The organism is Moheibacter lacus (assembly GCF_014042165.1).
GTDB lineage: Bacteria > Bacteroidota > Bacteroidia > Flavobacteriales > Weeksellaceae > Moheibacter > Moheibacter lacus.
Genome location: NZ_JACDZE010000001.1, coordinates 293,656 through 306,992 on the forward strand (window position 1 = coordinate 293,656; position 13,337 = coordinate 306,992).

Sequence of the window (13,337 nt, forward strand, 5' to 3'; positions counted from 1 at the left end):
GATTGGATGAAAATCTGAAAATATTGGTCAAAAAATGTCAGGAAAACAAAACTTCTGCTCAGGCTGAATTGTACAATCAATTCTCTTCGCAACTTTTTTCTGTCTGTCTTCGGTATGCAGACAATGCAGATGACGCTCAGGACATTTTTCAAGACGGTTTTATCATGATTTTTCAAAAAATTAACCAGTTCCGTTTCGAAGGTTCTTTTGAAGGTTGGCTACGCCGAATCATGGTCAACTGTTGTATAGAAAAACACCGAAATAAAAACCACCTTTATGTCATCAATGAAGAATTGACCCCAGATGAAACTGCTGAAAATGATGATGAAGAATTTGATACAGAAGAATATACTTATGATGAGCTATTGGAAATTATCCGCTCATTACCAGACAGATACAATCAGGTTTTTAATTTATACACCATAGAAGGATATTCGCACCAACAAATTTCAGAAATGCTAAATATTTCTGTCGGGACTTCCAAGTCCAATTTGTCACGCGCCAGAGAAAAATTAAAAGAATTGATAAAAAAAAATAAAGAAATAAATGTTATGTCAAAATGAAAAATAAAATTGACCAATATTTTAAAAATATATTAAATACTCCACAAGAACCGCCTTCAGACGCTTGGGAGTACATCAAAAGCCGTATCCCAAAAGAAGAGAAAAAAAGATTTATTCCTTTGTGGGCTAGACTTTCCAGCATCGCTGCATTGTTATTGTTTTTAGTTGGAGGAAGTTATATGTTGAATTTATTTGAATTCAATTCCAATCAGAATTCATCTGAAAATCAAAATTCATCCAATTTCACCAAAGGAAATTCGACTTCAGATGGCGCTGTGGAAATTTGGACTCCAGCCAATTCTAATCCTGAAAATTTAAATCAAGTCGATCAAAATAGAAGTTCTTATCCAATCAATGGACAAAACAAAACCTATTCGTTTAAAAATCAACCCAATACAAACCATAATTCTCAATTCATTCAAAATCATTCTCAAAAAGCCCAATCTGATTATAATTCTACTTTAAATAACAACAACTCATCATCCGACCTCTCTGAAACGAGCCAAATACTGGATCAAAACCAAAACAACATGAATTGGGATCCAATTCTAGGACAACCAAAAATTGCCTGGAATACTCCGGATTGGGAAAATGAAATGTCGACTCCAAATCTTCAAAATTTAGCTGAAAACCCAATTAACAACCCATATTCAGGAAAATTAGAAAAAGAAGAACCTGAACTTTTGGCGCTTAACGCCGAAGAAAATAAAAAGAAAAAATCTAAAAACGATTTTAAAAAGAAACCTGAATTTGATCGATTTTACATCAGTGGATTTGTTTCGCCCATGGCGCTCAACACTTTTGTCGGAAATTCTATGCTCGCAGATGATATGAGCCAGTACAAAACTGAGAACAATATCACGTTGGCGTATGGACTGAAAGGTGCTTATGCAGTTAGCCCAAAAATCAAAATCAGAACAGGTGTTTCCGTGATTGGTTTTGAACAAATCACAAAAAATGTCCCGCTTTCTGTCAGCGTAGAAAATGGGGCTATGGCCTCCAGACATGATGCAAAAAACAACGTGCAATATAATGGCAATCTGCGCATAGATAACACCCAATCTGCTTCATTGGTTGAATCAGAATTAAATAATAAAACTTTAAATGGCGATATTCAACAACAATCCCAATACATAGAAATCCCGGTGGAAGCAGAAGTTTCTTTGTTCCAAACCAACTCGATTGGGATCAGCGCAACAGCCGGTGGAAGTACATGGTTGCTCTCTAAAAATAAAATTTTCGCACATACGGACGAATACACAGAAGAATTAGGAAAAGCTGAGAACCTGAACAACACTTCTTTCAGTGCCAATGCAGGTTTGAAATTTGACATGAAAATTTCTGAAACAGTTAACGTCAACGTCGAGCCTGCTTTCAAATATTTGATCAATCCTGTAAGCGATATCGAGAAATACAATCCTTACACCGTCGGTGTAAATGCTGGAGTGACCGTTTCATTGAAATAAAACCCTAAAAATCATTTCAGAAATTTATACTGAGATGATTTTTTCTTCCAATAAAACACGCTCTATAAAACTGCGAAGGATTTCCATATGGTTTTTGGCAATACGCTGACCGATTTGTGCCGAAACATAAGGGCCAATGATCAACAACAACCCAATTAAATTGGTCCAAACCCAAAATTCCCCAATCCCCAAAGCCAATTCGATCCAACCATACAATCCGGTTGTCAATAAAACCGCCGCGCCCAAACCATAAGAAAAAGCAAACAACGTCCAAACTGAAGATCTCGGCCCAAAAACGCCTCTGATGGTTAAATTACCAGAGGTTTCAGGTTCAATTTCCATACGCAATTGCAATTGAGGTGCCCAATATTCATCTCTGTTTTTCAAAACATAAATCGTCCCAACTTCCTCGTTACAATAACCTCCAAGTACTTTAAACCGATTTTTTAAGTGGATATTTAATTTTTGAGAAAACTCTTCTGCCGTCATTTCGGCCCTAACCTTAAACCTCGGCCGACTCCTGATCGCATGGATTTCTATTTCATTACTCATCAAATTATTCGAATTGGATGATTAAATTTACAAACAAATCATTTAGATGAATTCTAAAAATAAATTTGAACCTTCATTTTATGATAAGGTATATGAAGTCACTCGGAAAATTCCGTTTGGAAAAGTGACTTCCTATGGTGCAATCGCTGAGTTCCTCGGAAGAAAAGGTTCAGCTCGAATGGTGGGTTATGCGATGAACAATGCACATTATTTGGACGATGTTCCTGCTCATCGCGTGGTCAATAGAAACGGATTGCTCACCGGAAAACATCATTTCTCGCCACCCGATCTGATGCAACAATTGCTTGAAAATGAAGGAATAGAAGTAGAAAACGATAAAGTTTTGAATTTTAAAGAAGTCTTTTGGAAACCGGAATTTTAATTTAAAAATCACCTCACTTCTTTTTGAATTTTTCTATACTTCCAATATTGAAAAATCGTCGGATGTGTATAATTGGTAGAGTCATCCACTTCACCAACTTTTCTGGATTTTGGCTCTAAACCAGATTCCATTTCTTTAATTATTCTCGCTTGATTTTCTGCAATCCCGACCATTCCCTTCCAACTCAAAGTGAAATAACTATCTCCGTTCTCAATTGGTACGCTTGACTGATACAAAATATCGCCGGTATCCACTCCACTATCCAACCAAAAAACCGAATAACCTACTTTTTCCGGTTCTCCATTAAAAATCGCCCAAAACGGCGAATGAACACCACGGTAATCTGGTGTAATACCGGGATGACCTCCGATTACTCGACCATTGACGATGTTCCGAACTTTTTTTCCAACCCAATATCCACTATGAACCAAAATCAAATCCGGCTGTAAATTTTGGATAAACGCCATCGTTTCCGGTTTTCCATAATCTTCAGTTTGATGCGTCAAATAAGTATGTTTTTTTAAAATATTTTGGATTTCCGATTCTCTATAAATCTGATTGAAAATCTGGCGGTCTTTTTGTGAATTGAAGATTTTGTAATAAATTCTTCCTAAAACCTGCAAAAAAACACGTCCATATCCATGTTTCTTTCCGGCTATTTTCAAATAAGAAAAATCCACACCATTTTGGTGTTTATTGGCATTTACAACGCCCACCACATTCACATTTTTTTCTAACAAAACACTCAATGTTTTGTCAAAAATAATTCCGGTTCCAAAAAGGCAAACGACACGCAATGGTTTAGGATTCATATTTCTTGTTTTGAATGTATTGATGTATTGGAGAAATCATTTTTTTTATGGTTGATTTCATCTTTCGTTTGCGCTGTAAAGCGGATAAATTCTCCAATCCCAAAGTCTTAATAAACTCTGCATCTGACATTTGTACCTTTATAGAAAATCTCCCGAAAATTTCAGTTTCATTAAAAAACCTAGTTTCCGGAATGGGCTCAGAATCAAACACATACTTAAATCCGGCGGCTGAAGCTGTTTCATACGTTTTCTCATCAACATCACCTCCGGGAACGGAACAATGTGTAATTTCTTCTCCTAATATTTCTTCTAAAATAGCCTTTGAAGTTTTCCATTCGTCCAGCATTTGATCAAAGGTCAAACTTCTAAAAATCATGGGATGCGTATGTGAGTGAGATCCGATTTGATGACCGGATTGATGTAATTTCAAAATATCATTTTCAGATAGAAAACCTTTGGTACCGATTCGGTTTGTCGTGATAAAATACAATCCTTTCAACTCATTTTCTTCTAGAATTTTAGCCGATTTCAAATTGGAAATCCCACCATCATCAAAAGTGAAAAGAAATTGATCTACACTTAATTTTTCAGCCGAATTCACATAATTTTTAAAGATTTCTATATGATTTAAAAAAACTTCTTTTTTGTGCATATAGGCCAAATTGTCTTTGTTTTGAAATCCGGATTCCGAATATTCATCGATGACTTCATGGTATAAAAGGGCAAGTGTTTTCAGTTCAGGGATTTTTTCAGTTTTTACAAAGATAATTTATTGAAATTCGCTTTCAGACAAATCATTTAAAATACTTTCTCGACTCTCAACAAAGGGAATTTCCGGATTTAAAATCTCCTCAATTAAGTTGTTTAACGGCGATTTAATTTCATTTAAAATTTGGTTATCCAAAAAAGCCTCTTTTTCAAAATCCAATGGAACTACTCCTTTTTTTGGATATTTCAGCGGATAAATCCCAAATTGAACGTATTGATTTTCATGCTTTCCAAAAAACAATTGAGCATATAAAAACAATTGTAAAGCTTTTGAAAACCCACCTTCCAGAAAGACTTTCGGTACTTTCTCTGAAGTAATTTTCAGTTCGGTTTCATTCAAATAGCCGGTTTTATAATCAATCACCCGTTTCTGTCCATTTATCGCATCGATTCGATCAATGTAACCTTTTAATTTTACAATTTTTCCAGTTTCCAGCTTAAAATCTACCTCATATTTCTCTTCCAAACTTAAAATGACCAATTCCGATTCTTCAGCTATTTTCAAATCATTTTTCAATACATTTTCTACAAATGAATAAACGATTTTGTAGACCAAAAAATTCTTTCCTCTTTTAAAATCCTCACTCTTGTATTCATCCTTAAAATACTTTTCTACAACAGGTTCTAAATTTTTTATCAATGGAGAAATATCTGCAGGAATCAAGATTTTACCCAAAAGATTTTTGTATAATTCTTCAAGTGATTTGTGTACGATATTCCCCAAAATCCTTGCACCAACAGTTTCTTCTGCCTCTTCAAACTCCTCCAGATTCAACACTTTTTGTTGATAAAATTCGATAGGATTTCTCAAATACGAATTCAATGACGATGGAGAAATTCCTTGTTCAATCCAGTTTTCTAATGCTTTTTGTACTTCTTCTGACTTATGAATGACCAATTCTTGATGATCAAGAGATTCAAATTTAGGTAATGCAATTTGATGTCCAATTTCATGACCAGATTCTATTTCCATCTGGGTAATAAAACGACTTTTCTCACCCGAGCCAAACACATCCGGCTCCGAATTATAAACCAATTGGATGGTTTCGGCACGCTGCATCAAACGATAAAAATGATAAGCAAAAACCGCATCATTTTCCATGAATGTATTCAATCCCATTTCCTGTCTTATGTCGTAAGGAATAAACGAGTTTTCCACTCTTCCAGGCGGAAGAATTCCATCATTTGCTGACAAAAGAATTATATTTTTAAAATCCAGCAACCTGGTTTCGAGCAATCCCACGATTTGCAATCCTTCCAAAGGCTCTCCCACAAAGGAAATCGTTTCGTTTTGCAACAAACGATTGTATAGAACATAAAGCGTTTTAAAATCCTGAATATGCGGGTAGTCATTTAATTCTTTTTTCAATTGTGCAAAAAGCAAACTGAACCGATAAAGGTATTCCTTATCCAATTCATTGACCTGAATATCAGCTGATTCCATTTGAGCATCTATCCACCTTTGTAATTCATCAACAAAAAAGCTACAGTTTTCAGGAACATTGAAAAAATCAGAAAAAACACTTCCTTTTAGTTGTTCTTTTAAAAATTTGGGAGTGGAAAAAATATAATTTTCTCTTCTGATTTTTAAGGATAATTTTTCAGCCGCACCCGATTTTTCTTTCAAAATCGAACTGTCCAAAATATCCAATACATTTTTAAAATAATAGGTTTTTCCATTGCCCAACTTCTCCCGGTTCATTTGCAATTCAAAAACCGAACGAAAGAAATAAGCCATCGTAGCTTTGTTCAAAGGAAATCCCATGGTGATATTGACTTTCGGGATTTTTTCAGGAACCGAACTCAGAACCGCCGGAAGTAAAGTTTCTTCTGCCAAAACCACGGCAGTTTCTGTATACTCATCCTCCGGAATTTTTTCTAAAATTTGATGAAGGTATTTGGCTTGTCCCACTCTTTTTCCTATACCGGTTACCTCTATATTTTTAGGTTGTGAAAAATGGTCAAATTCCCAATTCCACTCTGAAAGACTTGATTTGTATTTTCTTAAAAAATAACCTGCTTCTTGATTGGAGTCTTCAAGATAATAACGATCCGCATCCCAGAAAAGTTTGGCTTGACCCGACTTTTCCAATTCAAAAACTATTTTCTTTTCGGCATTTGAGAGAGCATTTAGACCAACAAATACCAATTCATTGGTTTGACTTTCTATAAACTCAGGTAAATTCTCCACTGCTTTTTTGTACAATAAACCGCGGTAACCAAGACCTTTATTTTCTAAATCTCCATTGAGTTGGAAAAATAATTTTTTTGCCATTTCCCAGAATTGAAGATGGTTTTTCATCAAATCATTGCTTCCAATTTCCAGTTCTTCTTGCCCCCATTTTTTAATTCGTTCCAATGAAACCAAATAATCAAAAATCTGATTGGGATCGACCAAAGAAGTTTGGATGTCATCAAAATCTTTCTGCAAAGTAGGTATCCATTTCAAAAATTCTTCAAATAAAAGCGGTTTTTCAGCAATTTTCAGGTAAGCTTCATAAGCAGAGAACCAATATTGAATTTGCGAAACAACTTGTAAATCGGAAAGAGATGAAATAAAATCATCTATGCTGACAAACTGCGGCAACAACGCATTTCTCAAGTTTTTCTGAAAACTTTTTCTAAAAAAAAGAATGGCACGATTTCCAGGTAAAATGATGGTCGTATTTTCAAAACTTTTTTGGTTTTGAATCAATTGAGCAACAACTTTGTCGATGAATTTTTCCATCAGTTTGAAACGGCTTTAAGTCCTACAATAGAAGCAATCAAAGTGCAAATAAAGAAAATCCGCCAAAAAGTCGCCGGTTCATGAAAAACAAAAACCCCCATCAAAACCGTCCCAACTGCTCCAATTCCCGTCCAAACAGCATAAGCAGTTCCGATCGGAAGCGTTTCTGAAGCTTTGATCAATAAAACCATGCTGATGGTCAGACAAATTAAAAATCCACCATACCAAATGTAAGATTCGGCGCCTGAAGTTTCTTTTGCTTTTCCTAAACAAGAAGCAAAACCGACTTCAAAAAGCCCTGCAATAACCAGAATAATCCAGTTCATTTTCTTTGAAATTTAAGGAGGGAAAATTAAGAAATTTAAACCATGGCAAAAAACTTTGAATCTGAAACTTGAAACTTTAATACCTTTGCGCCATGAATAACACCGAATTGACATCCAAACAGAAATGGGAAAAAGTAGAACAGTTTTTTACTGAAAATTTTACCGATGGGGAAAAGCCCGATTTGGATACGATTTTATTTCTCATCGGTGTACAGGAATTGGGAAAAGGAAAACGCCGTTTCAAAAAAGATGACAAAGTAAATCTGCTCCACATTGCGGTTTGCAGGATTTTGGAACCATTTGGCTACTATCGTTTTGATGGTTTGGATAAGGATGGTTGGCCGCAATTTGAGTTTCTAGAACCTCTTCCCGATTTAAAAGCAAACGAACAGTCTATTTTAATGAAAAACGCTGTCATTCAATATTTTGAAGACAGAGAAATGTTTTAAATCACTTTCGAATTCTAAATAATATTTGAAGAATTCAATAACATTTCAACGACCAATTGATCTGTTTCCAACGTCAAATTTTCTGAAGCAAGTTCATCCAAATCTACCCAAATCAATTCTTGAATGTCCTGATCAAGCACTTTCAATTTGGAAATATCAATTGCCCGAACTTTATAATAAATCATCAAAATCTGTTCGTTTTCATCAAATCTGGATGCTAAAAAATAATCCTGTGTATAAAAATGTGCCAAAACCTCAATTTCCAGATTGAGTTCCTCAATAAACTCACGTTTCAAACAATCGATCAGTCCTTCTCCATATTCCAGTCCACCACCCGGAAACTTATCGATGATCATTCCTGCAAAAGGTTCGCGGATGATGAGCATTTGGTTTTGCTCCACAAGAAGCCCATATACTCTGACATTAAATGGTTTCATTTTGCACTGTTTTTTTTTAAATTCGAATTTAAAAATTCAACCCTATAAATCAAAACTACTCCACCATTCAACTTCTATTTTTTTCTCGCAACCAACATTTCACGTTTCCCCGGTGGCCCAGGTCGTTTTTCCACATCGAGACCAACCGTTTGCAGTGCGCGACGTACGCTTCCTTTTGAAGAATATGTGGTAAAAACTGCCTCATTTTTCATGGAATGGTATATTTTCTCAAATAATTCTTCCGTCCATAAATTGGGCTGAACACGAGCACCAAAGGCATCAAAATACACCAAATCAAATTCAGCAGTTGGAAAATCAAATTCAAGAAAATCGGCTTGGACTTTTTTGAGGTTGAAATTGGGTTCAATCGCTACGATTTCTTCCCAGTTTGCATGCATTAAATCGAAATAGTGTTTTTGGATTTCAGTCTCTGAAATTGGAATATTTAAATTGAATTCTTTTAAAGTTTTAGCATAATTTAATTTGGAAAATTCTTCTTCCGTAACCGGATATTTTTCTATTCCGGTATAATTCACTTTTATAGATTTTCCTAAAACTTCCAAAGCCGTAATCAAAGCATTTAATCCTGTCCCAAATCCGATTTCAAGTATGGAGATTTCGTTTTTATCCATAAAATCGGTCAATCCATTTTGGATAAAAACATGATAGGCTTCTTGGATCGCGCCATGTTTGGAATGGTAAGATTCGTTCCATTCCGGAATAAAAATCGTGGCGGAACCATCTTCTGTCTGAATTATTTTTCTATCTAACATTTAGAGAAAATCATGAATTGAATACTAATTTTATGGCGTTAAACCCATTGGGTTTCGGTCGATTCAAAAGTAATCAATAATAAAAAGTTGTTTACAACTTCATTTAGAATTATTATAAGTAAATTTGCGAAACGCAAAATAAAAGTAAAAATTGAGAGTATGATTATAGAAAAAATCGATAAATCAAGATTCACCCCTGAAATATTTAATATTCAATCATTTGGGACGGCATTTGCAGACCATATGTTGGTATGTTCGTACAAAGATGGAAAATGGGGAGAGCCCATTATAAAACCTTATGGAAAATTAGAATTTACCCCTGCGATGTCCGTTGCGCATTATGGTCAAGGGATTTTTGAAGGAATGAAAGCCTATAAAGGTTCTGAGGGAGATGTATTTCTTTTCCGTCCTGAAAAAAACTTTGAAAGAATGAACAAATCGGCAGTTCGTTTGGATATGCCGGAAATTCCGGAAGAAATTTTCATGGAAGGTTTAAAAGCTTTGGTAGATTTGGACAGACAATGGGTTCCGGACATCTACGGCATGTCTTTGTATTTGCGTCCTGTTATGTTTGCTACAGAAGAAGCCATCACCGCGCGTTCTGCCAATGAATATTTATTTGTCATCCTTACGGCAGTCGCACCAAATTATTACAACAAACCTCTTTCCGTTAAAGTTGCAGATCGTTATAGCCGTGCTGCAAATGGAGGTGTTGGTTACGCAAAAGCCGCCGGAAATTATGCAGGTTCTTTTTATCCGACGCATATCGCCAGAGAAGAAGGTTATGATCAAGTGATTTGGACCGATGATGCTACGCATACTTTGATTGAAGAAGCCGGAACCATGAATGTAATGGTTAGAATCGGGGACAAATTATTGACCGCTCCAACTTCTGAGCGTATTTTGAATGGTGTTACACGAGATAGCATGATCGAATTGGCCAAAAGCAGCGGAATTGATATTGAAGTGAGAAAAATTACGGTTGAAGAAGTTTACAATGCTCATAAATCCGGAGAATTAAAAGAAGTTTTCGGTGTTGGAACTGCAGTCGTTGTTAACAATTATGTGGCGGTTGGATATGGCGACGAAAGATTGGAATTGCCAGATTTACCATTGGAAGAATCCTATGGGAAAAGTTTGAAGAAAAAATTGGTCGATTTACAAATGGGCATCAGCGAAGATCCATTTGGATGGAGAATCAAAGTAGAAGAGAAATTGGTAGAAGCTTAATTCACTTCTTAAATCATAAAAAAAGCCGGAAATTTCCGGCTTTTTCATTATTCTTTTTCTTCGAATTCGGGATTGTTCAACTTCAGTTGTTTGGCTTTTTTACTCAATCTCATATTCAAGAATTCTACACCGAGCGAGAAGAAAATAGCGAAATAAATATAGCCTTTCGGAATCGCCCCCACATACGATCCAAACATTTTCAGGTGGGACAAATGCGCAGATTCGGCCAAAAGCATCACGCCGATTAATATCAAAAACGACAAAGCCAACATCTGAATCGTCGGATTATTATTCACAAATTTACTAACCGGACCTGCAAACAACAACATCACCAAAACTGCAATCACCACAGCCGTAACCATAATTGCCATCGCCGCTTCATGTGTCCCAAATTCAGCCGGGGTCACCATTCCAACTGCCGTCAGCACGCTGTCCAACGAGAACACCAAATCTACAGCAAGGATCTGAACGATTACTGAAACCAAACTATTTCCAGCTTTTTTGTATTCCGATTCTTCTTCATTGGGTTGATTTACTTCCAATTTATGATGGATTTCTGTGACACTTTTGTACAATAAAAACAGTCCTCCCAATAAAATAATCAAACTCTGACCGGTCATCGCACCTTCTAAAAAAGGTAAATCAAATGTCAACCAGCTGATGGGTTTGGTCAATGTCATCAACCATGTAATCCCAAATAAAAGACCTATGCGCATGAACATCGCCAAAACCAATCCTACATTTCGGGCCGTTTTCTGCTCTTTTCCTTTTAGTTTTCCGGATAAAATGGATATAAAAACGATATTGTCAATTCCCAATACGATTTCCAAGAAAGTTAGGGTAAGCAAAGCTACCCAAGCTGTCGGCTCCATTAATATACTTAAATCCATCGGTCAAAAATTTTTCGCAAAATTACAAAAAGATTTATCCCAGTTGATCGAAATTCAATAGGAAGAACCTAATTTTGAGGAAAATTTCCGATTTGATTTCAGCAGCTCAATTTCGTTTACAATTCATCGTCCTTTTATGGGGTTTTACGGGTGTTCTAGGAAAACTCATCGAAGTCGAAGCCGTACCGTTGGTTTGGTACCGCGTTCTGGTGGCTGCTCTTGTTTTGTTTTTCATCTTGAAAATCAGAAAAATTGATTTAAAATTAAATACACGAGATTTTGCGATGCTGTTGGGAATCGGCGTGATCATCGGACTGCACTGGATGGCATTTTTTGGTGCGATAAAAGTATCAAACGTTGCGGTTGCGCTGAGTACGCTTTCCACTGGTGCTCTTTTTTCTGCATTCCTCGAACCGCTTTTTTTTAAACGAAAAATCATTCTCTCCGAAATCATCCTCGCCGTTATCGTTTCGGGTTGTATTTTATTGATTTACAACGCCAGTCCGGATTATTGGCTTGGAATTGTTCTCGGTGTGATCTGCAGTTTTCTGTCAGCTTTATTTTCTGTATTGAACGGAAAAATCCATACGCGTTTTCCATCGCAAAAAATCATGTTTTATGAAATGCTCGGTGGATGGCTTGTCGTTTGTCTTTTTTTACCTTTTTTCGGCGGATTTTCTACACTCGTAGATGTTTCTTGGAAAGATTTGGGATTATTGATTTTGTTGGGCAGTTTATTTACCGCTTATCCGATGATCGAATCGGTAAATCTCATGAAATACATCAGCCCGTTTACTTTGTTGCTCAATGTCAATCTCGAACCGGTTTACGGCATCATCATCGCCTATCTCATCTTTGGAGAATCGGAAAAAATGACACCGCTTTTTTATATCGCGACGGTAATCATGGTTCTGGCGATTTTGGTAAATGGCCTATTAAAAAAACAAGCCGGAAAACCATTGCGCATGAAATGGAAATTTTGGGATTTTAGGAATTGAAACTATTATTAATTCTAACTTTCTAAATCCTCCCCTGCTCTTTCAATTTCCAATACCGCAAAAGTCCTGCAACCGACATCCAACTTGGGTTGGCATATTCGTAGCGAATTAAATCTTCATCAGAAACACCCGCTTTTTTCAATTGATTTTTAGTGTAGTCCATAAATTTTGGCGTGATTTCCTCCGCTGAAGTTTCGGCATCAAAATAGGGTTTCATCCAATTCGCCCAATCCTCCAAAATAATTTCCAATTCAGATAAATGTTTTTCAACCTCCTCCACAATCCCGAAATGCGTCAAATACAATTTTTCCGGTTTCAAATCTTTTAATTTTTGAATCGATTTTTTCCATTTCCCCAAATCAATATCGGGCGGCGGACAAGGTGGAACCACAGGTCCGTTGTTGATTTTCACGCCGGCAACATCTCCCGTGAAAATGATATTTTCAATCTGATAAGCATTGTGATGTACCGCATGTCCCGGCGTATAATGTACTTTAATTTCCAAACCGCCAATTTTCAAAACTTCGCCATCGTCAGCAGCCACCAAAAGTTTTTCATCAATCGGTTTCATCTCGCCCCAAAGCCTGTCCATATCGTCACCATAAATCATTTTGGCCGAATTCCAAAGCTTTTCCGGATTTTGAAGATGAGGCAAACCTATCGGATACACATAAATTTCCGCTCCATTTTCTGCAAATTTCCAAGCCGCTCCGGCATGATCAAAATGGATATGGGTCAACAATACATGACGCACATCTTTCCAATCAAATCCTTTCCTTTCGATGGCTATTGTCAAATGGTCAAAAGTCGTTTCAGGACCGGATTCGATAAGGATCAAACCATCAGAAGATTCGATTAAAAAAGAAGCGATAGAAGATGATTCGTCCAAAAAGTCCAAATCCATAATATGGGTTTGCATAAAAATTAGTTTCTAAAATTATTTGGAACAATTTACTAAAGTTT

Annotated in this window: 15 protein-coding genes; 6 read left to right on the forward strand and 9 right to left on the reverse strand. The window is 36.3% G+C overall.

Annotated features, from left to right (window positions below):
- Positions 1-2: 2 nt before the first annotated feature.
- Together HU137_RS01370 and HU137_RS01375 are read left to right on the forward strand one after the other, a co-directional pair.
- Entirely contained in the window at positions 3-563 is a 561-nt protein-coding gene (locus HU137_RS01370) for an RNA polymerase sigma factor (protein ID WP_182042015.1), read from the forward strand.
- On the forward strand, positions 560-2,029 hold the full coding sequence (locus HU137_RS01375; RefSeq protein WP_182042016.1) for a hypothetical protein: 1,470 nt from the start codon (positions 560-562) through the stop codon (positions 2,027-2,029). Before HU137_RS01370 ends, HU137_RS01375 begins: the two co-directional genes overlap by 4 nt.
- Before the next feature lie 24 nt (positions 2,030-2,053).
- On the opposite strand, the gene HU137_RS01380 is transcribed toward HU137_RS01375, so the two are convergent.
- Positions 2,054-2,581: a hypothetical protein gene (locus tag HU137_RS01380; protein ID WP_182042017.1), complete on the reverse strand. Its 528-nt coding sequence runs from the start codon at positions 2,579-2,581 to the stop codon at positions 2,054-2,056.
- 46 nt (positions 2,582-2,627) lie between these two features.
- Here HU137_RS01380 and HU137_RS01385 point away from each other — a divergent pair, with 46 nt between their 5' ends.
- Positions 2,628-2,963, forward strand: a complete 336-nt coding sequence (locus tag HU137_RS01385; protein WP_182042018.1) for an MGMT family protein — start codon at positions 2,628-2,630, stop codon at positions 2,961-2,963.
- An 8-nt stretch (positions 2,964-2,971) separates the two neighbouring features.
- Here HU137_RS01385 and HU137_RS01390 read toward each other — a convergent pair whose 3' ends face one another.
- The 4 genes from HU137_RS01390 to HU137_RS01405 form a co-directional block, all read right to left on the reverse strand.
- Complete coding sequence (locus HU137_RS01390; protein WP_182042019.1) at positions 2,972-3,775, reverse strand: formyl transferase; 804 nt, start codon at positions 3,773-3,775, stop codon at positions 2,972-2,974.
- A complete protein-coding gene (locus HU137_RS01395; RefSeq protein ID WP_182042020.1) occupies positions 3,765-4,427 on the reverse strand; it encodes a polysaccharide deacetylase family protein in 663 nt (220 codons plus the stop codon). Before HU137_RS01395 ends, HU137_RS01390 begins: the two co-directional genes overlap by 11 nt.
- 117 nt (positions 4,428-4,544) lie before the next feature.
- Positions 4,545-7,271 (reverse strand): PD-(D/E)XK nuclease family protein, encoded by a 2,727-nt coding sequence (locus HU137_RS01400; protein WP_182042021.1) that lies wholly within the window; start codon positions 7,269-7,271, stop codon positions 4,545-4,547.
- Positions 7,271-7,597: a DMT family transporter gene (locus HU137_RS01405; protein ID WP_182042022.1), complete on the reverse strand. Its 327-nt coding sequence runs from the start codon at positions 7,595-7,597 to the stop codon at positions 7,271-7,273. The genes HU137_RS01400 and HU137_RS01405 overlap by 1 nt, the downstream gene beginning before the upstream one ends.
- Positions 7,598-7,689: 92 nt before the next feature.
- On the opposite strand from HU137_RS01405, the gene HU137_RS01410 reads away from it, so the two are divergent.
- Positions 7,690-8,046, forward strand: a complete 357-nt coding sequence (locus tag HU137_RS01410) for a hypothetical protein (protein WP_182042023.1) — start codon at positions 7,690-7,692, stop codon at positions 8,044-8,046.
- Between the two features lie 14 nt (positions 8,047-8,060).
- On the opposite strand, the gene HU137_RS01415 is transcribed toward HU137_RS01410, so the two are convergent.
- The gene (locus HU137_RS01415) at positions 8,061-8,483 is read right to left on the reverse strand and encodes an NUDIX domain-containing protein (RefSeq protein ID WP_182042024.1); all 423 of its coding nucleotides are present in this window, start codon (positions 8,481-8,483) and stop codon (positions 8,061-8,063) included.
- Positions 8,484-8,557: 74 nt separating this feature from the next.
- Positions 8,558-9,256 (reverse strand): tRNA (5-methylaminomethyl-2-thiouridine)(34)-methyltransferase MnmD, encoded by a 699-nt coding sequence (gene mnmD / locus HU137_RS01420; protein ID WP_182042025.1) that lies wholly within the window; start codon positions 9,254-9,256, stop codon positions 8,558-8,560.
- Between the two features lie 159 nt (positions 9,257-9,415).
- Between mnmD and HU137_RS01425 the strand changes: the two genes are divergently transcribed.
- A complete protein-coding gene (locus tag HU137_RS01425; RefSeq protein WP_182042026.1) occupies positions 9,416-10,486 on the forward strand; it encodes a branched-chain amino acid aminotransferase in 1,071 nt (356 codons plus the stop codon).
- Positions 10,487-10,533: 47 nt separating this feature from the next.
- On the opposite strand, the gene HU137_RS01430 is transcribed toward HU137_RS01425, so the two are convergent.
- Positions 10,534-11,376: a TerC family protein gene (locus tag HU137_RS01430; RefSeq protein ID WP_182042027.1), complete on the reverse strand. Its 843-nt coding sequence runs from the start codon at positions 11,374-11,376 to the stop codon at positions 10,534-10,536.
- A 74-nt stretch (positions 11,377-11,450) separates the two neighbouring features.
- On the opposite strand from HU137_RS01430, the gene HU137_RS01435 reads away from it, so the two are divergent.
- Positions 11,451-12,374, forward strand: coding sequence for a DMT family transporter (locus HU137_RS01435; RefSeq protein ID WP_246361465.1), 924 nt, complete (start codon positions 11,451-11,453; stop codon positions 12,372-12,374).
- A 22-nt stretch (positions 12,375-12,396) separates the two neighbouring features.
- Here HU137_RS01435 and HU137_RS01440 read toward each other — a convergent pair whose 3' ends face one another.
- Positions 12,397-13,293, reverse strand: a complete 897-nt coding sequence (locus tag HU137_RS01440) for an MBL fold metallo-hydrolase (protein ID WP_182042028.1) — start codon at positions 13,291-13,293, stop codon at positions 12,397-12,399.
- Positions 13,294-13,337 lie beyond the last annotated feature (44 nt).